Origin of the sequence: Brakhagea baltica (assembly GCF_052161605.1) — a bacterium.
Taxonomy (GTDB): domain Bacteria; phylum Planctomycetota; class Planctomycetia; order Pirellulales; family Pirellulaceae; genus JBKCUI01.
The window spans coordinates 6,816,964-6,842,232 of sequence record NZ_CP197409.1 but is presented as its reverse complement, the minus strand read 5'-3'; the positions used below and the strand labels follow the sequence as shown (position 1 = coordinate 6,842,232).

General features: G+C 51.2%; 22 protein-coding genes. 9 read left to right on the top strand and 13 right to left on the bottom strand.

The features are described from left to right. Window positions 1-188: 188 nt before the first annotated feature. Together SH449x_RS26570 and SH449x_RS26565 are read left to right on the top strand one after the other, a co-directional pair. Window positions 189-1,322, top strand: a complete 1,134-nt coding sequence (locus tag SH449x_RS26570) for a sigma-70 family RNA polymerase sigma factor (RefSeq protein WP_482379106.1) — start codon at window positions 189-191, stop codon at window positions 1,320-1,322. Next, entirely contained in the window at window positions 1,322-2,734 is a 1,413-nt protein-coding gene (locus tag SH449x_RS26565; RefSeq protein ID WP_482379105.1) for a TIGR01777 family oxidoreductase, read from the top strand. The genes SH449x_RS26570 and SH449x_RS26565 overlap by 1 nt, the downstream gene beginning before the upstream one ends. Here the strand turns inward: SH449x_RS26565 and SH449x_RS26560 are convergent. Genes SH449x_RS26560 through SH449x_RS26545 form a run of 4 tightly spaced genes read right to left on the bottom strand, consistent with a single transcriptional unit; the run spans window position 2,719 to window position 8,944 of the window. Further along, the gene (locus tag SH449x_RS26560; protein ID WP_482379104.1) at window positions 2,719-4,704 is read right to left on the bottom strand and encodes a S1C family serine protease; all 1,986 of its coding nucleotides are present in this window, start codon (window positions 4,702-4,704) and stop codon (window positions 2,719-2,721) included. The two genes, SH449x_RS26565 and SH449x_RS26560, sit on opposite strands and share 16 nt — an antisense overlap. Before the next feature lie 24 nt (window positions 4,705-4,728). Beyond that, window positions 4,729-5,826 carry a S1C family serine protease gene (locus tag SH449x_RS26555; protein ID WP_482379103.1) on the bottom strand — a complete coding sequence of 366 codons (1,098 nt, stop codon included), beginning with the start codon at window positions 5,824-5,826 and terminating at the stop codon, window positions 4,729-4,731. Beyond that, window positions 5,826-7,685: a S1C family serine protease gene (locus SH449x_RS26550; protein WP_482379102.1), complete on the bottom strand. Its 1,860-nt coding sequence runs from the start codon at window positions 7,683-7,685 to the stop codon at window positions 5,826-5,828. The genes SH449x_RS26555 and SH449x_RS26550 overlap by 1 nt, the downstream gene beginning before the upstream one ends. A gap of 14 nt (window positions 7,686-7,699) precedes the next feature. Beyond that, window positions 7,700-8,944: a hypothetical protein gene (locus SH449x_RS26545; RefSeq protein WP_482379101.1), complete on the bottom strand. Its 1,245-nt coding sequence runs from the start codon at window positions 8,942-8,944 to the stop codon at window positions 7,700-7,702. A gap of 126 nt (window positions 8,945-9,070) precedes the next feature. Here SH449x_RS26545 and SH449x_RS26540 point away from each other — a divergent pair, with 126 nt between their 5' ends. From SH449x_RS26540 to SH449x_RS26530, 3 genes are all read left to right on the top strand, one after another. Beyond that, entirely contained in the window at window positions 9,071-10,063 is a 993-nt protein-coding gene (locus SH449x_RS26540) for an NADPH:quinone reductase (RefSeq protein ID WP_482379100.1), read from the top strand. A 95-nt stretch (window positions 10,064-10,158) separates the two neighbouring features. Beyond that, on the top strand, window positions 10,159-11,610 hold the full coding sequence (gene pyk, locus SH449x_RS26535) for a pyruvate kinase (RefSeq protein ID WP_482379099.1): 1,452 nt from the start codon (window positions 10,159-10,161) through the stop codon (window positions 11,608-11,610). 58 nt (window positions 11,611-11,668) lie between these two features. After that, window positions 11,669-12,871, top strand: a complete 1,203-nt coding sequence (locus SH449x_RS26530; protein ID WP_482379098.1) for an outer membrane protein assembly factor BamB family protein — start codon at window positions 11,669-11,671, stop codon at window positions 12,869-12,871. Between the two features lie 605 nt (window positions 12,872-13,476). Here the strand turns inward: SH449x_RS26530 and SH449x_RS26525 are convergent. After that, on the bottom strand, window positions 13,477-13,788 hold the full coding sequence (locus tag SH449x_RS26525) for a hypothetical protein (protein ID WP_482379097.1): 312 nt from the start codon (window positions 13,786-13,788) through the stop codon (window positions 13,477-13,479). A gap of 340 nt (window positions 13,789-14,128) precedes the next feature. On the opposite strand from SH449x_RS26525, the gene SH449x_RS26520 reads away from it, so the two are divergent. After that, complete coding sequence (locus SH449x_RS26520) at window positions 14,129-14,392, top strand: DNA-directed RNA polymerase subunit alpha C-terminal domain-containing protein (protein WP_482379096.1); 264 nt, start codon at window positions 14,129-14,131, stop codon at window positions 14,390-14,392. On the opposite strand, the gene SH449x_RS26515 is transcribed toward SH449x_RS26520, so the two are convergent. Further along, window positions 14,389-14,868 carry a DUF1569 domain-containing protein gene (locus SH449x_RS26515; RefSeq protein WP_482379095.1) on the bottom strand — a complete coding sequence of 160 codons (480 nt, stop codon included), beginning with the start codon at window positions 14,866-14,868 and terminating at the stop codon, window positions 14,389-14,391. The genes SH449x_RS26520 and SH449x_RS26515 overlap by 4 nt on opposite strands. Before the next feature lie 137 nt (window positions 14,869-15,005). On the opposite strand from SH449x_RS26515, the gene SH449x_RS26510 reads away from it, so the two are divergent. After that, on the top strand, window positions 15,006-16,028 hold the full coding sequence (locus SH449x_RS26510; protein WP_482379094.1) for a type IV pilus twitching motility protein PilT: 1,023 nt from the start codon (window positions 15,006-15,008) through the stop codon (window positions 16,026-16,028). A gap of 35 nt (window positions 16,029-16,063) precedes the next feature. Here SH449x_RS26510 and queC read toward each other — a convergent pair whose 3' ends face one another. After that, the gene (gene queC, locus SH449x_RS26505) at window positions 16,064-16,756 is read right to left on the bottom strand and encodes a 7-cyano-7-deazaguanine synthase QueC (protein WP_482379093.1); all 693 of its coding nucleotides are present in this window, start codon (window positions 16,754-16,756) and stop codon (window positions 16,064-16,066) included. A 54-nt stretch (window positions 16,757-16,810) separates the two neighbouring features. On the opposite strand from queC, the gene SH449x_RS26500 reads away from it, so the two are divergent. Beyond that, window positions 16,811-17,821, top strand: coding sequence for an ABC transporter ATP-binding protein (locus SH449x_RS26500; RefSeq protein ID WP_482379092.1), 1,011 nt, complete (start codon window positions 16,811-16,813; stop codon window positions 17,819-17,821). A gap of 2 nt (window positions 17,822-17,823) precedes the next feature. Then, window positions 17,824-18,681, top strand: coding sequence for an ABC transporter permease (locus tag SH449x_RS26495; protein WP_482379091.1), 858 nt, complete (start codon window positions 17,824-17,826; stop codon window positions 18,679-18,681). 11 nt (window positions 18,682-18,692) lie between these two features. Here the strand turns inward: SH449x_RS26495 and SH449x_RS26490 are convergent, their stop codons facing one another. From SH449x_RS26490 to SH449x_RS26465, 6 genes are all read right to left on the bottom strand, one after another. Further along, window positions 18,693-19,394 (bottom strand): DedA family protein, encoded by a 702-nt coding sequence (locus SH449x_RS26490; RefSeq protein ID WP_482379090.1) that lies wholly within the window; start codon window positions 19,392-19,394, stop codon window positions 18,693-18,695. A gap of 362 nt (window positions 19,395-19,756) precedes the next feature. Continuing rightward, the gene (gene argJ / locus SH449x_RS26485) at window positions 19,757-20,962 is read right to left on the bottom strand and encodes a bifunctional glutamate N-acetyltransferase/amino-acid acetyltransferase ArgJ (RefSeq protein WP_482379089.1); all 1,206 of its coding nucleotides are present in this window, start codon (window positions 20,960-20,962) and stop codon (window positions 19,757-19,759) included. A gap of 68 nt (window positions 20,963-21,030) precedes the next feature. After that, complete coding sequence (locus tag SH449x_RS26480; protein ID WP_482379088.1) at window positions 21,031-22,218, bottom strand: BtaA family protein; 1,188 nt, start codon at window positions 22,216-22,218, stop codon at window positions 21,031-21,033. A 175-nt stretch (window positions 22,219-22,393) separates the two neighbouring features. Next, complete coding sequence (locus tag SH449x_RS26475) at window positions 22,394-23,125, bottom strand: hypothetical protein (protein ID WP_482379087.1); 732 nt, start codon at window positions 23,123-23,125, stop codon at window positions 22,394-22,396. A 142-nt stretch (window positions 23,126-23,267) separates the two neighbouring features. Continuing rightward, window positions 23,268-24,650 carry an NAD(P)(+) transhydrogenase (Re/Si-specific) subunit beta gene (locus SH449x_RS26470; RefSeq protein WP_482379086.1) on the bottom strand — a complete coding sequence of 461 codons (1,383 nt, stop codon included), beginning with the start codon at window positions 24,648-24,650 and terminating at the stop codon, window positions 23,268-23,270. Window positions 24,651-24,710: 60 nt separating this feature from the next. Continuing rightward, window positions 24,711-25,202, bottom strand: coding sequence for an NAD(P) transhydrogenase subunit alpha part 2 (locus tag SH449x_RS26465; RefSeq protein ID WP_482379085.1), 492 nt, complete (start codon window positions 25,200-25,202; stop codon window positions 24,711-24,713). Between the last annotated feature and the right edge of the window lie 67 nt (window positions 25,203-25,269).

The following is a 25,269-nucleotide window of genomic DNA, read 5'->3' as shown; positions in this document are numbered from 1 at the left end:
TATAGGGCCTTGCACGGGAGTTTTTCAAGGCATCACGGGATTTTTCCCAAAAAGCTTGAAAAGAATGATGAATTAAATTCGTCTATTCCGGTTGCTAGCCTCTTGAATCGTTCACGAATTCGTTCTATAAAGATCGATATGAACGATTTGGACGAATTGGCAGCAAGAGACTTAGGGTAAAGGAAATTATGGTTGCTCAAGTTACAAAGAAGCGTGCGGCGAAGTCCACAAAAACCGAAACTGTTCGTGAAAAGATGGGCTCCAGGAAAAGCGAAACTGTTTCCGTAGCCGAAACCGACGGCGGAGCTAACAGGCTGGGGAAGATCCGAGCAAAGAAAAAGCTCGCACCCACCTTTTCGGACAAAACGCTAGAAGGATCATTTGTTTCGTACGTTCAAATGTCCTTTCCAGAAGTGAGGGACGCGGCCGAACTATTCCTCCGGGCAAAGCGAATCGCGGCTACGGAAATCGCGTTTATCGGGTCCCCTGAATCTTTCCAAATCGACTCTGCGGAGTCAGATATTCTCGGGCAGAATCTCCTCGCTGAGATGAATACCGAACCAGCAAAAAAATCGGCCAAGTTGGCAGATCTGCCGGTCCACTTGGCCCGTTTATGTGAAACGCGATTGTTGACGCCAGAAGAAGAGAAGACACTCTTTTTTCGCATGAATTATCTGAAGTACAAGGCGTTGCAACTCCGCTCTTTGGTAGATATCTCCAAGCCGGATGATTGGTTGCTTCGTAGGATTGACGGTTTGGTAAAAGCGGCAGATTGGCACCGAGATTGCATCGTCAAATCCAACATGCGATTGGTGATTTCCATCATCAAAAAATTCGTGAATCAACACAACGGATTTGATGACCTCTTGAGCGATGGCATTGTTGCAGTGATCCGCGCTGTCGATAAATTCGATGTAGCGTTGGGCTTTCGCTTCAGTACTTATGCCACGCAGGTTGTGAGACGCAACACTTATCGTAAAGTGATGGAAAAGCAAAAGGAACGCCAGAAGAACATCGCTAGCCTAAGCGAAAACGGTCTCGACTTTAGTGATGATCAAAAAGAATCGTCCATGAGCGAGGAAAGATGGCATGCACTCCGCAACCGCTTGGCGTTAATGCTTGATCACTTAGACCGACGTGAAAAGTTTATCATCCGCGCGAGATTCTCTCTTGGTGGACACCGTAAAGTGCAGACGCTGCAACGCCTTGCCGATGTGCTTGGGGTATCGAAGGAAAGAATTCGCCAACTCGAAAAGCGAGCCTTGGAAAAACTCCGAGGCATGACTGAAGCAGCCCCTATACTGCCTGATTCGGATATTTAGTGTTCAACAAAGCCACGGAACTTCCCTTCTCGCAGCAGTCGGTCTTCAATTACCACTGCCGACCGGGAGCAATTGACCGACTTATTCCTCCTTGGGAAAGAGTCCGCTTGGTAAAGCGTAGCACGTCTCTCGAGGTTGGTGCCGAAGTCATTCTTCGGCAATCAATCGGGCCCATCAAAAAAGATTGGCTGGCGAGACATACCGTCTACGATCCGCCCCATCGGTTCCGTGATGAGCAAATCAGCGGCCCGTTTCAGTCATGGATACACGACCACATCTTTGAACCGACCTCTGAGTCGTCGTGCAGGCTGATTGACTCTGTCCAGTACCAATTGCCACTTGCACCACTGAGCAATGTGGCCTCAAACTGGGTTAAACGCCAGCTTTCGTCTATGTTTGAGTATCGTCATCGAATCACAAAGGAGGACCTGCATTTCGCTCAATACATGGATTCGGTGCATGAGCCAAACAAGACGACTCGGGTCGCGGTATCCGGTTCTAGTGGCATGATTGGCAGGAGAATCTGTGCGATCGCTTCCGTATGCGGTATCGATGTCGTTAGGATCCTCAGACCTGGCTCAACACGCAATGATCCAGAAATTCCATGTGGCTCGGAGGTTGTTTTCGAGTCGGGAACGTTTTCTAACCCAGACCTCATGGAAGGGCTCGATGCCGTTATTCACTTGGGAGGCTACGGAATCGCGGAGAGCCGATGGACTGCAGCTACCAAGAAAAAGATAAAAGAGAGTCGCGTGGAGAGCACAAAATCACTAGTTGACGGGCTTCGTAAACTCAAGCGACCTCCCAGGAAATTTGTTTGTGCATCTGGCATAGGTGCTTATGGGGACCGAGGTGACGCCGTCTGTTCCGACTCTGATCCCGACGCGGCTGCTTTCAGAGGTGCCTCATTCCTGGAGGAAGTGAGTCGTGACTGGGAAGGAGCGGCAAGGTTGTTTAGCGATGTTGGTACCGTTTGCATTGGCAGGCTAGCCATGGTGCTGCATCCCTTACAAGGAGCACTTGCCAAAATGATGCCGCTGTTCAAGCTGGGACTCGGAGGCAGAATTGGCGATGGAAAGCAATATTGGAGCTGGATCCACATCGACGATGCGGCAGCCGCGTTTGTGCATATTGCGCTAAACGCTGGCAGCGCGGGCGTTTACAACATCAGTTCGCCTGAGCCGTGCACCAATAGCGATTTCACGGATATAACCGCTAGGCAGCTGAATCGCTGGGCTTGTTTACCAGCCCCTGATTTTGGGTTGAGAATGATGGTGGGGCAGATGGCGGATGAACTGTTGCTCGCCAGCACTCGGGCGGTCCCAACTCGTCTAGAGCAAGAATCCTTTCCGTTTCGGGCATCGTCGTTGAAGCAGGCATACGAGACCCTCTTGCCTCAAAAGATTTCTTGAAATTGAAGCCAGCGTTGCAGCTTCTCCAACACCAGATCGGTCTTCGGCTCACCGTTCTTGGACTCTTCTAAGTCCTGATCATAAAAGCTCGCGCTGTAGCCAGCTTTCGTTGCAGAGTCCGCTAATGTTTTCACCGACGGATCGGTCCCATTAACAAACATCTTCAACGACTCGCCTGGCTCAGGTGGCGAAAGTCGGATTCGAGCGCGAAGCTTTGCATTGCTCACGATTAGTCCTGCGTATTCGCCTGGTTTTTGAACCGCAGTGACAATTCCTAAAATGGCCCCGGATGCAATACCGCCGACCAGTGTGCGTCGTGTATCGATCGTGTAATTATTAAGAGCGTGTGCCTTCGCTCGAGCTGCGATCTCCAACTCCTCGAACGTCCACTCTTGTTCATCAGCGCTTTGGAGAACCACGACGATCCATCTGTGAGCAGCCGCAAACTTTTCCCATTGCGCCAGCCATGTCTTGGGTTCGGAAGGACCTGCGTCAGAAAAGAGCACAAGCAACCCGTGAGGGATGTTACTCCTGTAGGTGTTAGGAACGATGGCGAACGCACGATTCTTGACATCTCCCATGGGGAATTGCTGAACATTGGTTTCTGGAGCAGCCTCCGTGGTCTCACTCGCTGGATAGGGAATCGCTGGGAAGCTGAAATCTCCTGTTGGTCGGGATGAAGCTAGGATCGACACGATTCGTTCCTCACCAGCTTCGGATTTGACCGTTAGTTCGACAGGAGTGCGAAAGTCATGAAACCAAAGATGTTGTTGCAGGTCTTTGTCCTTCAGGAGCGGCATTCCGAACCATTTGGTAACGACATCACCTGCTGAAACTCCAGCCATGGCGGCCGGGCTGCCCTCGGCGACGTACAAAATCCGCTCGGAAAAGTCTGGTTCTTTAACAGTCGCAATCCCCAAGTAAGGCTCTTTATACTCAGGCAGTTCCTTGACCATCTGCATTTCGAATTGCACAACCTGACCTTCTCGGTCCACCTCGATCGCGACTGCTTGATCCGCATCTATGGGATTTATAGCATGCCGAAACTGCATGTAAGTTGCGACAGGTTTCAAGTTGGCTAGATCTCGACCGACCTTCCGAATTTTATCACCGGATCGCAACCCGGCTTTAGCAGCTGGCCCACCTGGACTAACGCCGATTAACGTGATCCCTTCCTTGAACTCATCCTTGCCTTGAGTTCGTACGCCGATCTTTCCGGGATAAATATCCGTGCCAGATTGTAATACAGGTAATCGATCGAGAATGTCTTGCAGCGGTATGGCGAAACCGATTCCGGAATCGTACCATTGCTCGACTTCTCCCTCAGTCGCGATTGCGGGATTGAGCAGGGTCAGCACGCCGAGCGTCTCCCCCTTGAGGTTGATTAACGGACCGCCATAATTCTGGGGGGAGATCTTGCAGTCGGTCTGAATGGCTTTATCAAAGACTCTGCCAACCGCAGAAAGAATCCCAACCGAGCGGCTCGCTGTCCTAATATCGAATGTCTTTCCCAAAGCGATGGTCCACTGCCCGATTTGCCAGTCGCTCGGCCGGCTAGGTAATGCGGCACGCAGAGGTTTGTCGGTTTCAATCTTAAGGATGGCTATTTCTCGGTTGTAGTCGCGAGCCACCAGCTTGGCTGGTTTGCGATCTCCATTAGGCAACAATACCGTTATCGAAGCGGGTTGCCCTCGAAAGTAAAACGTACTCGAAGCGATCCAACCGTCGGGTGTCAGAATGGTTCCCGTCGAAGGACCACTCGCAATGGCCTGGCGATTGACGAATTCCTGACCGCCGAACGCTTCGACTTGAACGGTATAGTCTTGGGCAAAGTCTGCTGCGACCTGGAACGCTTGTTCCTCCAGTTCATCCAGCGATTGCCATGCGACCGCTATCGAGCCCCGGGGCATCACGAGCAATAGTGCAACCGCCAGATGGTAGGCCGTGAATTTAAAGAGATGTGGTCTCATTCCAAAGTTCTGTAGAAGGAAAGGCTATGGCCTAATTTGGATCCGAATCAATTCCTGGCCTCGTTGAACAAGCAATTCAAACGAGTCTGCCCTATTTAACGTGCTTAGTAAACGTTCAAAGTTTCGTCGTGAGTCGATCCGTTGGTCATTCAGGAGCAGTACAAGATCGTTTGCTTTGAGACCTGAAAGTTCCGCAATCGAGCCTGCACGGATTTCGTCGATAAAGACCGGGGTTTTCGGTAACACGTCAGGAATGAGCGTTACGCCGAGGTCTGAAATCCTGTGTGGTTTTTCGGCGACGGCCAGTTCCGTCGTTGGCGAGGCAACCAGCCCACCTTTCATCCGGTCAATCGAAGCTTGAACAACCTCAAGGGGCAAAGCATAGTTGACCCAAATACCTGTTTGCGAATCTCGACTCTCTTTTCCTAATAGCCCGATCAAACGGCCTCGGATGTCGATGAGCGCCCCGCCTGTTGCACCTGGGTTATTGGTCATTACGTCTAAGATGTAGACCTTGCCGAGCGACATCTCCTTGGTCGTCCCCCGTTTTTGCGTCAACGACGAAATCGCCATGATAACCCCTTGTTGGACGCTGCAATATTCGTCACCGGTTGCGATCTTGAAGAGATTGCTCACCGCAAAAACGCGTTGCCCCGTTCGTACTGGTACCTTGGGATCAAGCTCGAAGCCCTTGATTTGGGCCCCCTCCACCTTGAGCAAAGCCAACTCCGTGGCCGGGTCAAAGCTCGCGATCTCCGCGTCGAAACGCCTCCCGTCGCTAGCCACCACTCTTAACTTGGACACATCCAGAACAGTGGACCAACTGGTCAAAATCAAGCCTTCGTTGCCGATCCAAATTCCACTTTGGTAACTTTCCAGCCCGCGTGCTCCTCCGGCCCCAAAGATCTTGACCATCTTCTCTTGAACACGATCGACAAGTAGATCTTGCTGCGTTAACAAGTCCGAGTAGGGTATGTCTTTGGCGTCTTCAGCATGGGACCTTGGAGCTGAAACTATAGATGCCAATACCAAGCACACCGACAATAAGCATGCCCAAAACTTGCACGCCGCAAAACCGCCATCGGCAAGAAAGCAGGAACCACATTGAGAACGCCTTAGCATTACAGACCTGCCTCCGTGGTTGGTTCAATGATCTTGGTTTCTGCGAGTCGCACTAAAGTGTGCAGTTCCAAACCGAATTGCAATCGGATGACACCAGGTGCCTTTGGTTCCGATTCGCTCAAGTAAGAATCGAAGTAAACCTCGGCGGGATCCGATTGATTGTCTGCGAACAACTCGATGAGCCGAAGCGAGCCGTTGTCAGGATTGGTATAGACCAAGCAATTGACTTCTCCGGTAGTGAGTCTAGTCGTATCATAAAATACGTCCGAGCCAACAATCGGGTTTCTTCCCAGGTAAACCGCATCCCCCATTTTGTCTGGACCAATCGTGTTCCACAGGTGCCAGATTCGAAGCCCCATGCCTATGCAATTGCTTGACTTGCTACGTATTTGTGGCAACCAACCTTGAGCGGGCTGAAGCGTTTGCGCCTCATCTCCGAATCGCATCGTAACACCTGATTCGGAGGATTCGCCTGTAAAGGATTGACCGTCGGCAGGAATAGTACCCGACCATCGAAACGACATTGCCGGATCAAAGGGCTTCGAGTATTCCCGAAGCATTCCAACGATTCGATCTTTCTCCAAACGGTTAAAGTAGTAGTTGGAAAAACCGCGTCTGGCTTCGAACTTGTCCGCCAGAGGGTCGATGTCCGTCGGGGACACTGCAATGTTCTTTGCTGCATCTTTGTCAGATGGATCGTCCGGAGACTCTTTTGGTTTGGGATTAGGTGCTCGCCTAGGGCGAGGACTTTCACCTTGCACAATCTCTTCCAGTTCACTGGCCAGATGCAAGCTGGGGAGTCTTATAAAGGTATCGACGACACCGTCCGTGTTACGATATCGGATGGGGATTCGCCAATTGTCAGGGTAGATGCCTACGATATTCTTAAGCTGGTTCGTGGTCGCTATATCGCGATCCCCCACTCTGAGTATCTCATCGCCGTAACGGATCCCTCTTCGAAAAGCATCGCTGGATTCGAGGATATTGCTGACCGTGACTTTACCTTTGGTATCGGTCGCGACCGTGAACCCAAGTGTTGCATGGTCGACGACGCGGCCTGATCGGAGCTGCCAATAAAAATTCATCGCCTGCTTGATTGAAATGGCATACCCAACCCCAACATTCACGCGACCTCGTTTTTCAAACGAGCACCGCCCATTTATTCCGATCAACTCACCTCTTATGTTGAATAGCGGGCCCCCCGAATTGCCAGGGTTAATCGCGGCATCGGTCTGAATGCAGTCGCTGTATTCCAGAAATGTGCCGCTCGGATACTGATATCGTCGCACACCGCTAACGATGCCGAACGTTATCGTTGGCTGAAGGTTGGTGGCCAGTACAAACGGATTGCCAGCAGCAAAACACCAATGGCCAGCTCGCACGGCATCACTATCTCCGATGGTTGCTACAGGAAAATCATCCCTCCCATACATTTTAAGAACGGCCAAGTCCCCTGTCGGATCGATTCCTGCGACGACGCAGTCATACATCTTGCCATCATTGAGGCCACACTTCATGCGATGCCCGAAAGGACTCGACACGTGGAAATTTGTAAGAACATAGCCATCCGGCGATATGCAAACACCCGATCCACCACCCTCGCCATCCTTGCTATGCACTGCCACCGTGGCGTAGGCAGCTCGCTTCATGGCCTCGATCCGAGCCTGCTGAGCTTGGATAACTTGTTGTGGTGGGATTGGGGGAGCGATGGTTTGCTCTGTAGATTCCTGCGCCATGCTGTGAGGAGAGGCCAGAAATGCCAACGCACCAAGAGTTGCCGACACGCTCGACGAGAACACATAGGTTGCGAAACCAGAGAGGTTCCAATTCTTTTGCCGAACGGTACTTTGTATCATCATTGCTCGTATTTCCCTTAACGCAGCGCTCGCACTTGCTTCCATTGAACTTCCGTCCCAAGGGGAGATTTTCCTGTTGCCATCACCGACAGCTTGGTCCTCTTCTCGGGAATGACATCGACGTTTACCTCCATCGAGTCCTCTGAGTCGGTCAAAGTCTTCGAGAACAGTTTTTCATCCTCCTGCCAAACTTCAATTAATAGATCGGAGCGAAAATCAGCCAATGTTGGACGCTCCACGGTCGCTTGAAGTTTCCGGAATCCTGCCGGCATTCGAAAAACGTATTGACCAGTGGCAACGAACAGAAGATCTTGTTCCGAAACCGGCAGTATCTCACGAGTGGAGCCTATCGTTGTTCGAAAGCGCACGAAACGAGGGAGCAACGCCGACTTCGAAGCCGGGAGCGAAAATGCCCAAGGACTGGGCTCTTGCACTCCCGATTCCAGGACAGGCAATTCCGCAATCCAGCGAACGTTGGCAGCGGAAAACTGAATGGCCGAAATGCTGCTTGCAGGAACACTCAACTTGCTACCCGACCGAAGTGTCAATGAAAAATTGTTGTCCGCTAGTTCGATCGCATTCGTCTGTAACAACGAATTGTTCGTTAGCAATACGGCAACGGCGGTGCCCGCACGTGGCTTTTCGGATTGAAACCAAGTCAATCCCTTTAGTCGTTCAAGTGGCATGTCTAGTCGTTGGTCATCGAAATCGAAACTGATTTGCTCGGGTTTTGCTTCACGAATGGTTCCGCCGACTCGTACCAATTCGCCGGTCGCACGCACTACGATTAAAGCATCGTTGTTTCCCTCTTCGCTCAAGGCCTCACTCCACTCCGACTCTTGCGCACTGTCGACGTGTTGTTTTATGAGCAAGTGACGCAGGCTTGTCGCGGGAATATCAACGGTGCCAAAAGCGGTTGATTCGAGTTTCCACGAGTTACCTTTCCCTAGAAACTTGGAACCGAAGAGTTTGGATCCATCGACGAGCTCCAATTGCAGACTGTCGCCCGCAGTTGAACCGGCGTTTTTGGTGAAACTCACATTGGCGATAGCCGCGTTACTGATTGTCTCTTTTTTTCCTGCGATCTCCACAATCACGTCAGTTGGTCCGAGCGACACCAGCGAACCGGTTACGTTACGACCATCCAAATAGGAGACGGTGACTGGAGATTCGGCCCAAGTTTCCTTACTTTCGTGGGCAACAAAAAAAACAGAAAGGAGGCTGGTAACCACGATCCGTACGACCATTCCCAATCGATTCATTCGATACACCCTTAACAAACTCCTCTCGAGAATTATCCGTGAGTCGACAAGACAAGCAGCCCCATCTTTTGGTAGTATACCCGAAACTCGGTCACGAAGGAACGAAAGCTTACTCGACGAAAAACCATGAAAGCTGTCTATATCGAAGCCACCGGATCGCCAAATGTGATCCAATACAACGACTTGCCGGAGCCAACTTGTGGTCCCAACCAAGTGATGATCGAGGTTGCGGCAGTATCCGTTAACCCGATCGACACTTACATCCGTAACGGGGCAAACTTTTGGGATTTACCCAAGCCTTACATAATTGGATGTGATTTTGCAGGTGTTATTGTGGAGGTTGGAAACGAGGTCCGCGGACTTCAAAAGGGGCAACGGGTTTGGGGGTCAAATCAGGGCCTCATGGGCCGGCAGGGCACTTTTGCCGAGAAGATATCCGTGGACGCCAAGTGGGTTTACCCTGCTCCGGAGAATGTTTCGGATCGTGATTTGGCTGCAATCGCCTTGGTTGGCATTACGGCACACATAGGCCTAGTTTCGAAAGCCCAGCTTCAACCTGGCGAGACCATATTTGTTCGAGGTGGGAGCGGAGGTGTCGGGGCCATGGTCTTGCAGATCGCGAAAGCTATGAATGCGACAGTGATCACGACGGCTGGCGACTCACGGAAAGCAGAGCGATGTCGCGAACTTGGGGCAGATCATGTCATTAATTATCGATTCCAAGACGTGACCGAAGAACTAACAAAACTGGCCCCAACTGGCCTAAATGTCTATTGGGAGACTTTGCGAGATCCCGATTTTGATCAGGCCGTGCAGTCGATGGCGATGGGGGGGCGGATGATTCTCATGGCGGGTCGAGACGCGAGACCAGCTTTCCCCGTTGGTCCGTTCTACGTCAAGGGATGTTCGTTGTACGGGTTTGCTATGTTTAATGAACCGCCAGAGAAACAATCCGTAGCCTCTTCCGATTTAAATCATTGGCTTCGCACAGGAGCACTAAAGGCTCAGATCGATCGAGTGCTTCCGTTTTCCGAAGCACGACAAGCTCACGAACTACAAGAGTCAAACACCATACAAAAGAGCGGTGCCTTGGCCGGGAAACTGGTCTTGGTTCCGTGATGCGGTTTTGTTCCCTTTTCAACATAATTTTCACCCAAAATTTCAGCGAAAAACGTTGATCTTTTCTACTCGTTAACGAAGAACGTAGGTAATCGATGACACGCAACTCCCTCAATGAAGCACGCACGAAAATTGTGGCCACGATCGGCCCTGCTTGCGAGGACGAAGCCACTCTAGCCGAAATGATCGAGCATGGTGTCGATATATTCCGAATTAATGCGGCGCACGGAACGCAAGCTGACTTTGAGAGAATGTACAACAAAGTTGTTCGTGCTCGCGAGATGACTGGCTTTCATGTAGGGGTTCTTCTCGATTTGGCTGGTCCCAAGATTCGGCTAGGCAAACTGTTTACCGAGACACCGCTCGAGGTAGATATTGGCGATTTCGTAACATTTGTTCGTGGCGAAAGCCCCAGTAGCGAGCGAGAACTGACCAGCAACTACACCCGTCTCATCGATGAATTGTCGCTAGGGGATCGAGTCATGCTGGCCGATGGCATGATCAGCATGCACGTAGTGGAAAAGCAGCGAGATTCGGTTCGCTGTGAAATCTTGGTAAAGGGAACCATCCGATCCAAGCAAGGTATCAATCTGCCAGGCACTTCCCTTTCTGTTTCGTCCATGAGGCCTGAGGATGTCGACAACGCACTCTGGGCTGCTCGACACAAAATCGACTTCATCAGCTTATCTTTTGTGCGTTCAGCGCAGGACGTTCTATCGTTAAAAAACCTGCTTGCCTCGATGGACGCTTCCGCATTGGTGATCGCCAAAATCGAGAAACGAGAAGCCCTCGAACAGCTGGAGGCGATCGTAGACGCAGCGGACGGCGTGATGGTCGCCCGAGGGGATCTCGGCGTTGAGATCGACGTGGCAGATACGCCCGTCGCACAAAAGCATATCATTCGGATTTGCCGTGAAAAGTTAAAGCCAGTCATCGTAGCAACTCAGATGCTGGAAAGCATGCACCACAATCGCCGCCCCACGCGAGCAGAGGCTAGCGACGTGGCGAACGCGATTCTCGACGGGGCCGACGCATGCATGCTCAGTGGCGAAACTGCCATTGGGGACCACCCTGTTTTGGCGGTAGAAACTATGAACCGCATCATGATTCGTACCGAAGAACTTCTTAAATCGCAACCGGTCGAGTCCAAGACCCGCTTCTCCAGTCGCGTCCACCCGGTAACTTCCGCTGTGACCCACAACGCAGCCAACATAGCCGAAGCGATCGACGCGAAGCTTGTTGTAGTGGTTAGTCACACTGGCGGAACGGCTTGGGTCAAGGCGAAGCAGCGGAACTACATCCCAACCGTCGGCGTGAGTGACTCCGATTCGGTACTGCGACGGATGACCCTTTTCTGGGGAATCATGCCTCACCATGTGGAAAATTTGGAAAACCCGGAAAAGCTGATTGAAAAAGTTACCCAATGGGGTGTCGCACGAGGCATGCTAGTACCGGGTGACCGAGTGGTGTACGTCACGGGAACTGGAGTTTTGGTGAACACTCATAACCTGTTGGTGGTGCATGAAGTGCCGCCCATTAAATTCTAGTGACTTCCTTGCCCTGGGACTTGATTTCGAAATCCTTCATCGTGATTCCAACCGAACTATGAACAAGCAACTGTGCCGAAGTCTAAGCGTCTTAACAAGGCATCGAAGTTTAAAATCGTTTGCGATCGCATTGGCGGTTAGTTTGATTTCTGTTGCGGGAATCATCGTAAGCCAGAACGCTTGGGCGGATTGGCCGTTCGTTCGTGGCAACATCAGCGGAACGGGGGTTGCGGACAAGGCAATTCCAGAAAATCCCTCAGTAATATGGGAATTCAAAACGGAAAAGCCTGACGAAGGTTTTGAAGCCACACCGGTTATCTTTAACGGACTAGTCATCATTGGGGACTTTAAGGGGACCCTCTATGCGATAGAACTAGCCACTGGCAAATTAGCTTGGAAGCACAAGCTCAAACAGGGCGTAGTTGTGCCAGCCGCCTGCGGATCGGATCGTATCATTGTTGGTGATTTCGACAGCAACATTTACTGCCTAGACCTCGCAGGCAAGGAAGTATGGTCCAGGGAAACCGAACAGCCTATGGCGAATGGTGCTCTCATTCTTGGCAACGATGTCTTGTACGCCAGCGATTATGGTGCGATGGTATGCCTAGACCTCGAATCAGGTAAAGAAAAGTGGGTTTATGAAACAGGGGATCAGCTGAAATCGTCTCCCGCAGTCTGGAAGAATCTATCCTTTCTCGGAGGTTGCGACAGCCAGTTGCACAAAGTGAATCTCTCGTCGGGCGAATCCGAGGGAACGCCTATCCCCTTGATGGCCCCCACATTGTGCACTCCGAATGTCGTTGGTGACACTGTCATCATCCCGACACAACCTGGTACGGTTTACGCAGTTCGTGTAGCCACAGGGGAGCAAGTCTGGAGTTACACACCCGACAGCTCGTTGGGACTCGACGTTCGCAGTTCACCGGCAACTCTGGCTGAACCTGATGGAGAGAGTTTAAAAGGGACAGTGGTGGTACCAAGTCGCAACCGAAGACTGATAGCCCTCGATGCGGCGAATGGTCAGCTAAAGTGGGAGTCGGTACTTCGCAAACGGTCCGACAGCTCACCTGTGATCAGCGGTGAGAGGGTGTGGCTGGGAGCGTCGGACGGTAAAGTTTCTAGTCTAGACTTGGCAACCGGCAATGAAGTCTGGTCTTACCAGCTTACTGGTCAAATCTTGGCTTCTCCTGCAGCATCTGAGGGCAAGTTGGTCATCGCGACGGAAAAGGGTTTAGTCGTTTGTTTCGGGGGGAAGCCCTAGAGTTTATAGCTAGACAACGCAGGATCGAAAATGCTGTCGAATCCTATCTATACAGTTCTAAACTAGATTTAGGCTCGTACATGACAAAATCCCAAGAATGACAGAATCAACTGAAGAATCACTACCACGACCATATGATCCGCCAGCGCCTATAGGCGAAGACTCGCGAATACCAGACGAACCGCTGCCAAGCCTTTTCATGATCGTTCTAGGTTTCATGTGCTGCTTGTTTTGTCACGGTATAACGACTTTCGTCCTCTTTTCCTACATAGAAAAGCATGGAGGTCCAACATCGAAAGCGATTGATTCGGTCTTCTTTGGTTACGCACCGTTGGTTGCTTCAGTCGTAAGTTGTATCGCGACAATTGCGATGATTTCTTATTATAGACGACGCTCTTGATCAACCATCACTGCTCCGGGTAGCACGCTCTGAGGAACCAAGGGCGTGTTCACGCACTCCTATGATGGACGTTTGTGGCTGACACCATTTCCCCCCTTTCATCGAGAATGGGTTCAGGAGTCTCACCCATTCGATGATGTTTGCGATGATGATGCGACTCATACAGGACCTCCCTTTTTTGCGAAATCCCCTGACTTACGCAACATCACTTAACAACCGCCATCTTTTGCCGTTCGATTTCAACAAGTAGATCGTCGAGGCTAAAGCCGTATTTGTTCAATACGCTCACCAGCGGTGCTCCGACGTGTACGCAGCCACCCGAGCGTTGCTTTGGATTCCTAGCCGAAGTCTGAACAGTCTCGGATCCGTTCGGAATAGTTCGTGGTGGGCAAGAGACCGCAGACTGCCTTTCTGGAGCCAGGTTAACGGTATTCTCTTTAACTGTCACAACCCGATCCTCGTCCCATCGGAATTGAGTTTGGACATACTGAGGAGCGGTCAAAGTGGCGGCTGACATGATTGCTTTTCTCCGTTTCTTGGGTCGGCTTTCTGCGGGCTCCGTTACCCGCATGCACCCATCATCAGCAGCACAGTGACACGTCTGGTCACGAGCAAAAAAGAAAAAGCCTGGGTCAGCAAAAAAGAAAGAGACCCGGGCGATTGAGTGGCCTCACGATCGCATGTGCTAGCAAACAGCAATCAAAAAAATTTTCAAAAGTTGCTGTCACAATCCCGCTTTTTGGTATATTCCCGACATCACTACTTCGAAGCGGCTGGTGTGGCCGTTATCGATGGCGAATGATTTGCGTTTCTTTAACTCGGACAGGAATGTCCAATGACCTCGGAGAAGTGAAACCATGACTCGTGTACCCATTAGCCAAGCCGACGAACAAGCTAGGATTTTGCGAGAGCGGTTGGATCTGAGCACCGCCCAAATCGGCCTACAAGTTCGAACGACGAACTGCCTGGAAGAGAAGGGAATATTCACCGTTCGCGATTTGCTAAACAGCTCGCCAGACACCTTGCTCAGCATCGCAAATTTTGGCGAGAAGACTCTCGAAGAAGTCTACGTCGCACTGGAGAAAATCGGCTACCACCGACCTTGGCGAAAACCCCGCTAGGGTGTCCTTGGCGTGAGGAACGATAAATGATGCGCACAGTGGGCTAGATGCAGGCTGACGTACTCCGCGTGCGTCAGCTTGCCAAACAGAGGAGACGGATGGAGCTCTCCTCGAAAATCTTTTAGCTCGCGAATTGCGTTCGCAAGGCGTTCGACAGCCTGCGACTCAGCGATATCATTTTTGTGTACCGTAACAGGGATGGTTGGCTGACTAGGTTTCATGCGCTGGGTCGTGGAAACGGCATGAAACATTCTTTTCCCGACGGTCTTCCTCATACAAAACAGCACGGCCCCAATAAGGACGCCACTTTTTGGAAAACCATGGATCGGGTAAAGCATCCAGTCCCTTAAGTGTTCGCATATCTGACCGAGGTTCCAATTGCCATTGGAAACGTAGCCATCGCGTTCCAGCTTTCTAATATAGCTATCTACTTCTTCCAGACTGCTAAACTTGAGGTCGTTTTGCCTAGTTACCATGCCCCAACTCATTCTCGTAAAGCCAAGAAAACTTGAAGCTTTTTGGGAAACCATCCCAATCTGTGTGGGTTTGCAAGCTTCACAGCAAAGTCCAACGCTCCTCGTCGGAACCTCTTTATTCTAACCTGCCGCCCCCCATGATGCACCAACCCTTAAACGACACCATGCGCGATTGGCTGGAGCAGATTACGGCCAAAAAGGCATCGGATTTGCATCTCGTTGCTGGCTTTGCGCCCGTCATACGCCAACAAGGACGGATGAGCTTTTTGAACCATCCTCCTTTAAGCGAGCCGGACATTCGATCGTTGATTCAAGATTTCGTTTCATTCGAGATTTTGGAAACGTTTCACCAGCAAAAGAACGCAGATCTCGCGGTAAGCGTCCAGGTTCTGGGGTTGGTTTATCGTCTTCGCATTAACCTATTTCTAAGCCAAGGACAGCTCGGGGCTTGCATTCGGATTATTCCCGACCAGATCCCTGACTATGCGTGGTCGTCGTTTCCAATCGAAACCGCTAACAAGCTATGTTCGTTCTCTGACGGCTTGATTCTCTGCACCGGTATCACAGGCTCAGGAAAAAGCACAACACTGGCGATGTTGGTGGACCGATTTAGCCAGCAAGGAGGCAAGCGGATTGTCACGATCGAGGATCCAATCGAATTTCAACTTCCAGCTAAAAACGGCTCCGTGGTAACTCAGCGCGAGATAGGTAGCGATCTGGACTGTTTCGCAGATGGCCTCAAGTACTGCTTAAGGCAAGATCCCGATATCATTTTGCTCGGGGAAATTCGGGACTCCGAAACCGCTAGGCTGGCGCTGACCGCTGCAGAAACCGGTCACTTGGTTCTGTCCACGATGCATACCCGAGATGCCAAGGGTGCCATATCGCGATACACCGATTTGTTCCCATCAACGCTTCAGCAAGAGGCTCGTTCCATGCTGGCTGCCAATCTAAGGGCGATTGTTTGCCAGAAACTCATTCCCAGCCCGATTCCCGATGAGCCTCAAGACTTAGCTTTAGAAATCATGTACAACATTCCGCCTATTGCAGCCGCGATCCGGCTTGGAAAACTCGAATCGATCGACAATTACATCCTGACAGGTCGTAGCGAGGGAATGATCACGATGGACGAGTCGTTGAGGCGAATCAACAGAAACTAAACCCGAATAGTTCATTCCCGATCCTCCACTGCAATTTATCTTAGCGCAGGATCGCCGCTCCCCGCTTCAGTGAATCCCTTGGCACGCAATAAACACGAGTCGCATCGACCGCAGGGAGTCCCGTCTGAAGCAGGGTCATAGCAGGAAATAGTAAGCCCGTAATCAACTCCCAGTGCGAGCCCTTTTTTGATGATCTCAGCTTTGGTGAGATGGATCAAAGGGGAGTGAATGGTAAGTCGATTCCCCTCAACGCCCCTCTTCGTAGCGAGATTGGCCATCGTCTCAAAAGCCTCGATGTATTCCGGTCGGCAATCGGGGTAGCCACTGTAATCCAACGCGTTAACACCGATAAAGATATCCTTGGACTCCAAAACCTCGGCCCACGCCAGGGCGTAAGACAGGAAAACGGTGTTCCGAGCAGGCACATAGGTCAAGGGAATATCGCTACCAATTTGCTCTACCGTTTGGTGTTTGGGAACGGCAATTTTGCGATCGGTCAGTGCACTGCCACCAAGCTTTGCAAGGTCGATGTCGATGATGATGTGTTCCATAGCGCCAAGATGGGCTGCGACCCATGCCGCACGCTCGAGTTCTATCCCATGGCGTTGCCCATAGCGAAAGCTTATGGCATAGGGAGCAAACCCCTGGCTTTTGGCAAGCGCCAAACAAGTTGCCGAATCCAAACCTCCGCTAAGAAGTATCACGGCACGCTGGCCTGAATTTTGCATACTCGTATGTTTCCTTCCTAGGAAGAGTGTCTCGACCGACTATAATCTCGCGGCATGTCAATTATCGAAATCCAAAACCTGGCCAAATCGTACCGAGTCTACCAAAAGAAAGAAGGTCTTGGCGAAGCGTTTCGAGGACTCTTTCGCCGCGAGTACAAAACGATCGAGGCAGTCAAATGCGTCGATCTAACAGTGGAACGGGGCGAATTCGTTGCGTTTTTAGGTCCAAACGGCGCCGGCAAGACGACTACCCTCAAACTGCTTTCGGGCGTTATCTACCCGACCTCAGGGACGGCAACCGTTATGGGTTATGTCCCGTGGGAACGTAGCCTGGAGTATCGCCGTCGTTTCGCGTTGGTGATGGGACAAAAGAATCAGCTATGGTGGGATTTACCGGCCCAGGAGTCCTTTCGATTAAACCAAAAGATCTATCGCCTGGACACACAACAGTTTGAGGAGACGCTCGATCGGCTAACCAGTTTGCTCGACGTGAAACGACTGCTGGGGCGGCCCGTTCGGGAACTTTCGTTAGGGGAACGGATGAAGATGGAGCTTATCGCGGCGTTGCTCCACAACCCGGAGGTGCTCTTCCTAGACGAACCGACGATCGGGCTGGATGTCGTTGCTCAGCACAAGATCCAACAGTTCCTCAAGCAGTATCAAGAGGAACGGGGCATCACGATACTTTTGACCAGCCATTACATGAAAGATGTCGCAGCACTTTGCAAACGAGTCGTTGTCATCGCCGAGGGATCTGTCCAATACGACGGATCGCTGGCCGGTATCATCGATGTCTTCTCCAAGGAAAAAATCGTGACCCTCGAGTTGGAGGAGGGACAGACGGACGCTGGATTAGAGCGATTCGGTACGATCCAAACGAAAAACCTGCCTAAGGTTTCTTTGCGATGTGAGCGAAATCGGGTCTCGCAAATCCTGACTCGCATTCTTAATGAATACACCGTGGCTGACGTTGCCGTGGAGGACCCTCCGCTCGAAGAAGTTATTGCTCATCTCTATTCCCGAGTTGCAACGCCTGCTGGTAGCTTTAGCAAAGGGGAATTCTAATCATGAGCCCCGGAATGGAACTGCGACTTACGATTTTGAAGACGGCGTTGGCAGAGAGATTGGCTTACCGAGGAGATTTCGCGATCGGCACCCTGATGCGGTTTTTGCCGCTGATCACGCAGATTTTTCTTTGGTGGGCAATCTTTCAGTCGATCGAGGCGGGAAATGGGGAAGCCAACACAGAGAATTCCCCGAGCGGTGGCACGATCAGTGGCTATAGCTTTCGCGATATGGTTGCCTATTATCTGTTGACCACGGTGGGCCGTGCGTTTTCGTCGATGCCTGGCTTGTCTTCCTATGTCGCTACTAGAATTCGCGACGGCGAGGTCAAAAAGTTCCTCGTCCAGCCCGTCGACTTTTTGTCGTTTCTATTCTGGTCTCGCGTGGCTCACAAACTGGCCTACTACACCGTAGCAATTCTTCCCTTTGCACTCGTGTTTTTTCTTTGCCGAGACTTTTTTACCGGACTGAGTATTTCCCCGACGTCTTGGGCAGTGTTCTTTTTGTCTCTGCCGCTGAGTTTCGCCCTTGGTTTCTATCTCGAGACTTGTTTGGGGCTAGTTGGCTTCTGGATGCTCGAAGTCTCATCCCTTCTGTTTGTCTACATGCTGTTTCAGTTCTTCTTGTCTGGACACATGTTCCCTCTTGATATTTTGCCTTCTCCATGGGCCCAGATCGTAGGCTATCTCCCCGTAAAGTATTTGGCCTACTTTCCCGCTGCGGTGCTGCTTGGAAAAATCACAGGCACAAAGCTCCTCATCGAATTTGGAATGCTAATCTTTTGGGTGGTCTTCTTCTTTGGGCTTAGCCGCTTTCTCTGGGCCAGGGGCCTGCAACGCTACAGCGGCTACGGCGGCTAGGTCAACTGCCGCTATGTCTTCGGTGCACCACTCGGTTCAGAAGATTCAGATTCTTCACCGGACTTGACCAATAATTTCTTTTCCCGTCGGTGCGCCCAAAGCTCATAGGCGATCGGTAGGATGCTGACGAGAATAATTCCAAGTGTAACAAGGGAGAAATTGTCTTTTACGATCTTCCAATTACCGAACCAGTAACCAGCGACCAGGAAACCAACGACCCAAATCGTTCCTCCGAGGATGTTGTACAACCAAAACTTGAAAAAATTCATTCTACCAATACCGGCTACAAACGGAGCAAAGGTGCGAACGATGGGGACAAAACGGGCAAGCACGATCGCCTTGGCACCATACTTTTCGTAGAACTTTTGTGCCCGGATCAAGTGAGCTTTATTGAGCCACCAAGAGTCTTCGTACTTGAAAACCTTGGGACCAATGAAGGCACCGATCCAGTAGTTTAATGCATCTCCCGCGATCGCTGCGATCAGCAGAATGGGGAGCAGCACCGATAGGCTCAACTCGGAGTTAGCGGCTAGAGCCCCGAGCGCAAACAAAAGGGAATCGCCAGGCAAAAACGGGAAAATAACGAGGCCTGTCTCGCAGAAGACAATCGCGAACACAACGAGATAAACCCAAAACGGCCCAATCGCAACGATCAATTCGTTCAAATGCCGATCGAGATGAAGAATCCAGTCAACGATATCGGTCAATGACATGACAGGTTAGGCTTGTGTTATAGGATCGAACAAAGTTGTTCGCTGCAAAGGCGAAATATGGGTCAAGCTTAAAAACGCAGGATCAGGTAATCACTTCGTAGTGGGCGAGGCAACGAGACCCGCTGCGCAGGACTCGTTGCCTCGTCCACTACCACGGATGCGCAGGACTCGTTGCCTCGTCCACTACCACGGATGCGCAGGACTCGTTGCCTCGTCCACTACCACGGATGCGCAGGACTCGTTGCCTCGTCCACTACCCTAGGCGTAGGGGAGTCGGCAAGTATATTTCCGACTTACTCTAACCAGGTCCTCAAAGCGAAAACGCTACCAATTTGTTGCACGGAAAATTCGCACCAAGCCCCCTAGGTGGTATATTCGGAATTGAATCGCACGTATTCGGTATTCAAGTCCGTGGTCCAGTGCATAGCCGTTCCAGGCCCCATCCCGACTTGGAGATGGATCCTTGTGAGCTTCTGACCCTTGATGGAGTTGCTTACAACCACTGCATCAAAAGGTAGTGGTTCTCCGTTTTGGAAAAGGGGTAAATCGTTGATCGCAAGCGACGTGTATTCCGGACGTATAGGCACTCCAGCATAACCTGCTGCTGAAACGATGCGGCCCCAGTTGGGGTCGCCGCCGGTGATCGCGGTTTTGACCAGATTGCTCAGCGCGATACTGCGAGCGACTGCGTCGGCGTCGTGATCATTGTTGGCTCCGGTGATCGAAATCTCGATCAGATGGGTTGCCCCCTCTCCATCGTCCGGAATTTTCTTGGCGAGTTCGATCGATAACGAGGTTAGCTGAGCCGCAAACTCCGATTCTTGTTCGCCCGCCAGCGCAGGATGACTTTCTGTAGGTTGAGCCGCCAGCAGCACCATGGAGTCGTTGGTACTCATGTGCCCCTCGACACTAATACAATTAAAAGATTTGTTAGCTGCATCTTGCAACAGCCGCTGGGCTTGCGACTCCTTGAGCGGAGCATCGGTTATAACGATCGCCAGCATAGTCGCCATCTTGGGACCAATCATGCCGGCTCCTTTGCACATCCCAACAATGTGCGTTTCCTTTCCTCGGAGCTGGAACGTCCGCTCTGAAATTTTGCGTCCTATGTCAGTCGTTAGAATTCCATCGCATGCGTTAAGAAAGGCCTGATCGCTTGACTGCAACTCTGTTGACGCCTGTTTAATCCCTCGTTCGATCTTATCCATGGGCAAAAAACGACCAATGACACCGGTGCTCATAACGAGAAACTGCTCGCTCCGAACCGAACCATCCGACTGAACGGAAGAGGCTGCTAGCTCCGCCATGCGAACAGCATCCCGAAACCCTTGCTCGCCAGTACAAGCGTTCGCATTTCCGCTGTTCACGACGATACCACGAAAGGAATTCGATGGAGTTCGAGTGCGTGACAACACGACAGGTGCAGCCACGATCTTGTTGGTCGTGTAGACGCCCGCAGCAACACAAGGGCTGTCGGACACGATCAGCGTAACATCCTTGGTGTTTGGCTTTGTCTTGATACCCGCAGAAACGCCAGCAAACCTGAAGCCAACTGGTAGATGAACCATTGCAATGCCAGTGTAGGAGATATGTGTACTAAGGAAGTATGTGTACTAAGCAACTAAGCCGAACCTGTTTAGATCTTAAGATCGGCAATATAGAACGAACCGTACGTGTGGACTCGATCCAATTGATGTAGCCGCTCTGCGGTATCGACGTCATAAGAGAGAAGATCGTTCAAGCGAACTTTTTCCCCGCCGTGGGTTACGAAAACATCATTGATAAAATCGGTTCGCAAGCCACCAGAACGCCACAGGATTCGCGTGTTGGGCGCTGCGCGCATCAGAATCGCTTGCCACTCGGATTCCAACCAAGGAAAAAAGTGATCGCTGAGCCAATCCATATGATCTAGCAGCACGAATCGGTTGATCGTCCCTTCGTATCGCTCCAGAAACCCTTGTACTGAGTGGGTGTGAACTCTCAGTCGATCCAGGAGGCCTGACTTTAGCAATTGAAAGTTCTCTTCCTTGAGGTACTCAGGGCAGCATGTTGGCGTGTACGAACCCGTGACGTAAGCCCTCCAAAAATAATTGTCCTGGATCGGGAGTTTTGCGAAGACAGCCTCGAGCGAATCTTCAACGAACTTCACGATTCCACCAGGGTACTGTTGATCGATTTGCCGACGCTGCGCCTTCGGAACACCTAACATGCTAAGTGTTGTATCTCGATTCATGGCAAATCGAAGCGATTTTGACCAAATCTTGGGATGCACCTTTTTGTAGATTCGCTGTTGCTCCTCGAGACTCGGTGCATCGAGGAGTTGGATAACATCTGATTTGCACCGTGCAACCTTAGTCATATAGGAGCCGATCATCTTAGCAAATGCGCCCGAAGTCCCTCTGAAGAAAAAGGATTTCGTGGGATGATCAAAAAAACGAATCCAACGGTCCCAGTATTTTTGAGAACGTTTTGTCAGAGATTTGCGTAAATGATTCACATAAACGGTTTCAACGTCCGGCAACCGACCTTGCCCGAACATCTGGAAAAACCTGGAGTAATCGAGGTTTCTAATCGCCGACGCCTTCAGTTCCAGTAGCGCGTTCTGCCGAGGATTCATGTCGACAGCATGCACCGAGCCCGCACCAGCTAACAAGTAGTCAAGCGCGTTGCAACCCGCAGAGGTAATAACGAGGACGGTATCCTGATTGGTGAGCTGTAACGCCTCCCTGTCTAACCGTGGGTCTTCCCAACACGTATTGTAGACGAGGTTGTTTCCGTGGACAAACTGAAAAACGCGTCCACTTACCCATTCGCTGATGGCCATATTAGAAATTCGGATTTGTTCGAAGCTGAAAACGTTCGGCAAACCTTTTGCATAGTCCGCCACCCAACGCGGGAGATTCTAATCTCGCACGCGTTTTCTTTTAATCGGACTAAGAGTGATTTTGCGAAATATTCACTCGTTTGCAATTCACTTGCGCGAAAGCAGCCCCCCGACTTTATTTTTGCTGGCCAGGCCCGGGTGCTCCAACGCCAGGATTTCCTGGGGCTGCCCCAGGTGCTGCTCCAGGTGCTCCCCCGGGAGCAGCAGGTGGATTAATGGGTTTCTTTGCCCCGGCCTGCGGTTCACGAACCTGCCCGCCATCCACGAAAACAAAGGTTCCATTCTGAGGGGTACCAGAATTTGCCGCCGGACGATTCCATGGAAGGGTAAATGTTGCGAAGTAACCACTCTTGGCATCAACGACATAAACCATGGTCTGCGCGGGACGAGCGTTCGAGGATTGCCCGACCGTAATTGCATTCCCCGTGACTAAGAGATATTCGGGATTCTTACTCACTCCCAGAAAAGGCTGCACATTGGTAACAAAGAAACCACCTAGTCTTGCATAGCGTGGGTAGTAAACCCAACCTTTTAACTCTCCCGTGAGAAAATCGAGCGTGAAGAACCCCTCTGCCTCATCGTCGACCTGCCCGGTGCAAACTGCTAGGTTAGAGGAACCGTGAGTAGCGGCCGCCCTTAGAAATTCCTGTGGAATTGGTGGAATAGAGTCTCTCTCGCGACTCATGCTCGATGAATCGCTGCTCCAGGTTCCTGCGACGTAGCCAACCAGAGCTACGACAGCAACAGCGACTCCCGCACCAAAGCCTAACATTGCTTGTGACCATCGGCGCGACCAGCGGCAGCAAACAGCTCCGTCCTCCGACTCCATCATTGGCAGTTGACTCATAACCATGTGTCCTTATTTTCTGGATTCCACTAGTAGGAACGCGTAACTACGACCTTCTGACCCTCAACCTTCTCTTGATTATATCGCGGTTTTCCCCACTCGGTGAGAGGTTCTGAATGTTTTTGATGTCGGATCTGCATGATTACAGCGATTTAAAGGCCTTCACGATCTCCATCACGGCAGCTTGTCCGTCTGAGTAAAACATTAACGTGTTAGGCATTGCAAACAGTGGGTTGGGTATGCCAGCAAATCCTGGGCTTAGGCTTCGCTTGATAACGATAACGGTTCTGCTCTTATCAACGTCAATGATTGGCATGCCGGCGATCGGACTCTTTGGATCGGTTCTGGCGACCGGATTCACGACGTCGTTCGCACCAATGACGATCGCGACATCGACAGTCTCCATAGTCGGATTGATTTCGTCCATCTCTTTCAGCTTGGCATAATCTATGTCGGCTTCTGCTAGCAACACGTTCATGTGCCCAGGCATTCTGCCTGCAACCGGATGAATGGCATACTCCACCTTGGTACCTTTGGATTCGAGAAGCTTGCTCAGATCTCTAACGGCATGCTGCGCTTGAGCAACGGCCATTCCATACCCTGGCACAATCACAACGCGTTGAACTCCATCCAATATCATGGCAATATCATCCGCTGTCGTACTTCGCACATTCACATAGACATCATCGGCCGAACGGCTATCGCTCCCAGCTGCCATGACACCAAAGAGTACATTGCCAAGTGACCGATTCATGGCTTTGCACATGATTTTGGTCAGAATCATACCAGATGCTCCCACGAGAGAACCTGTGATAATGAGCGCATGATTGTTGATCACAAATCCGGAAGCGGCCCCTGCTAGACCGGAATAGGAGTTCATAAGCGAGATGACCACGGGCATGTCGGCACCACCGATCGGATTCACCAAGAACACCCCCAACACCCCAGCGATGATCACTATCGCGATGAAGAACAGAACCGACGAAACTGTGGATTCAGACGCAGTTAGGGAGTAAATAAGAAAGCCAGCTAGCACCAACAAAATTACGTTTACAGTCTGCTGATAGGAGACGCTCATCGGCTTCTTGAATCGCTTCCATTCTTCGAGCTTTGCGTAAGCAATGAAGCTTCCCGTAAACGTTACTGAGCCAATAAAAGCAGCTAGCCCTATCGCAATTAAAGAATCGAGCGGCTGATCAAAGTCGTGAAACAGAGCTGCCGCAGCAACGCAGGTCGAGGCACCTCCCCCCAACCCGTTGAGAATTCCCACTAATTGAGGCATACCGGTCATCTTGACCGTAATGGCCAAATACAACCCGACCGAGCCCCCGACCAAAATTCCTAGAGCTACTAGCAGATAGCCAGTCATACTCGGCTCCAGCAACGAAGCCGCAATCGCAACCGTCATCCCTGACGCCCCCAAAATATTGCCCGTAACCGCTGTGCGCGGAGAAGACATTTTCTTGAGACCAAGAATGAACAGAATGGCCGAGATCAGATAGGCGAAAGCGAGAATTGCGGTCATGATAACAATCGTTTTTGGAAAAACACTAAGGAGCCCTTACCAATCACCCCGGAATTAAGATCAAGCTGCCCGAGATTTGCTTTTGAACATCTTCAGCATGCGATGCGTGACGTAAAATCCTCCGACGACATTCGCCGTCGCCAGACAAATTCCCAGCAGCCCAAGATAATTGCCCGCCATACTGCCAACTTGGCCCGCTGCGATAATGGCCCCCACCACGGTGATGCCGCTGATAGCATTGGATCCAGACATCAATGGTGTATGTAACGTCGGAGGGACCTTTGAGATGACTTCAAAGCCAATAAACACGGCAAGGACGAAGACGGTCATGCTGCCAGCTAACACTTGTAGACGCGTCCAACCTGAACTCTTCGCTGCAGTCTCTGAGGCTAATTGCGATTCCGCCAAACTCCTGGCCGATGCTGCTGGATCGTCCGGTAAAGCGGCAGGTTGTCCTCGAACAGGTAATTCACCTACGATAAAAAACAACACGAGACAACCGAGAATCGATTTCGCGAACCTACCCATCTTGCCTTGAAGTGGTGGCAACATTTTGCGATCTTTGCTTTCTAGTGGCTTGGAGGGATTCGCCAAGTTTCCCAATGGAACTCGGCTTCGG

What these genes read in the sequence shown, in the direction of transcription:
- SH449x_RS26570 (WP_482379106.1), top strand. Translation starts at nt 189, where the DNA reads ATGGTTGCTCAAGTTACAAAGAAGCGTGCGGCGAAGTCCACAAAAACC.
- SH449x_RS26560 (WP_482379104.1), bottom strand. Translation starts at nt 4,704, where the DNA reads ATGAGACCACATCTCTTTAAATTCACGGCCTACCATCTGGCGGTTGCA.
- SH449x_RS26555 (WP_482379103.1), bottom strand. Translation starts at nt 5,826, where the DNA reads ATGCTAAGGCGTTCTCAATGTGGTTCCTGCTTTCTTGCCGATGGCGGT.
- SH449x_RS26550 (WP_482379102.1), bottom strand. Translation starts at nt 7,685, where the DNA reads ATGATGATACAAAGTACCGTTCGGCAAAAGAATTGGAACCTCTCTGGT.
- SH449x_RS26545 (WP_482379101.1), bottom strand. Translation starts at nt 8,944, where the DNA reads ATGAATCGATTGGGAATGGTCGTACGGATCGTGGTTACCAGCCTCCTT.
- SH449x_RS26540 (WP_482379100.1), top strand. Translation starts at nt 9,071, where the DNA reads ATGAAAGCTGTCTATATCGAAGCCACCGGATCGCCAAATGTGATCCAA.
- pyk (WP_482379099.1), top strand. Translation starts at nt 10,159, where the DNA reads ATGACACGCAACTCCCTCAATGAAGCACGCACGAAAATTGTGGCCACG.
- SH449x_RS26530 (WP_482379098.1), top strand. Translation starts at nt 11,669, where the DNA reads ATGAACAAGCAACTGTGCCGAAGTCTAAGCGTCTTAACAAGGCATCGA.
- SH449x_RS26525 (WP_482379097.1), bottom strand. Translation starts at nt 13,788, where the DNA reads ATGTCAGCCGCCACTTTGACCGCTCCTCAGTATGTCCAAACTCAATTC.
- SH449x_RS26520 (WP_482379096.1), top strand. Translation starts at nt 14,129, where the DNA reads ATGACTCGTGTACCCATTAGCCAAGCCGACGAACAAGCTAGGATTTTG.
- SH449x_RS26515 (WP_482379095.1), bottom strand. Translation starts at nt 14,868, where the DNA reads ATGGTAACTAGGCAAAACGACCTCAAGTTTAGCAGTCTGGAAGAAGTA.
- SH449x_RS26510 (WP_482379094.1), top strand. Translation starts at nt 15,006, where the DNA reads ATGATGCACCAACCCTTAAACGACACCATGCGCGATTGGCTGGAGCAG.
- queC (WP_482379093.1), bottom strand. Translation starts at nt 16,756, where the DNA reads ATGCAAAATTCAGGCCAGCGTGCCGTGATACTTCTTAGCGGAGGTTTG.
- SH449x_RS26500 (WP_482379092.1), top strand. Translation starts at nt 16,811, where the DNA reads ATGTCAATTATCGAAATCCAAAACCTGGCCAAATCGTACCGAGTCTAC.
- SH449x_RS26495 (WP_482379091.1), top strand. Translation starts at nt 17,824, where the DNA reads ATGAGCCCCGGAATGGAACTGCGACTTACGATTTTGAAGACGGCGTTG.
- SH449x_RS26490 (WP_482379090.1), bottom strand. Translation starts at nt 19,394, where the DNA reads ATGTCATTGACCGATATCGTTGACTGGATTCTTCATCTCGATCGGCAT.
- argJ (WP_482379089.1), bottom strand. Translation starts at nt 20,962, where the DNA reads ATGGTTCATCTACCAGTTGGCTTCAGGTTTGCTGGCGTTTCTGCGGGT.
- SH449x_RS26480 (WP_482379088.1), bottom strand. Translation starts at nt 22,218, where the DNA reads ATGGCCATCAGCGAATGGGTAAGTGGACGCGTTTTTCAGTTTGTCCAC.
- SH449x_RS26475 (WP_482379087.1), bottom strand. Translation starts at nt 23,125, where the DNA reads ATGAGTCAACTGCCAATGATGGAGTCGGAGGACGGAGCTGTTTGCTGC.
- SH449x_RS26470 (WP_482379086.1), bottom strand. Translation starts at nt 24,650, where the DNA reads ATGACCGCAATTCTCGCTTTCGCCTATCTGATCTCGGCCATTCTGTTC.
- SH449x_RS26465 (WP_482379085.1), bottom strand. Translation starts at nt 25,202, where the DNA reads ATGTTGCCACCACTTCAAGGCAAGATGGGTAGGTTCGCGAAATCGATT.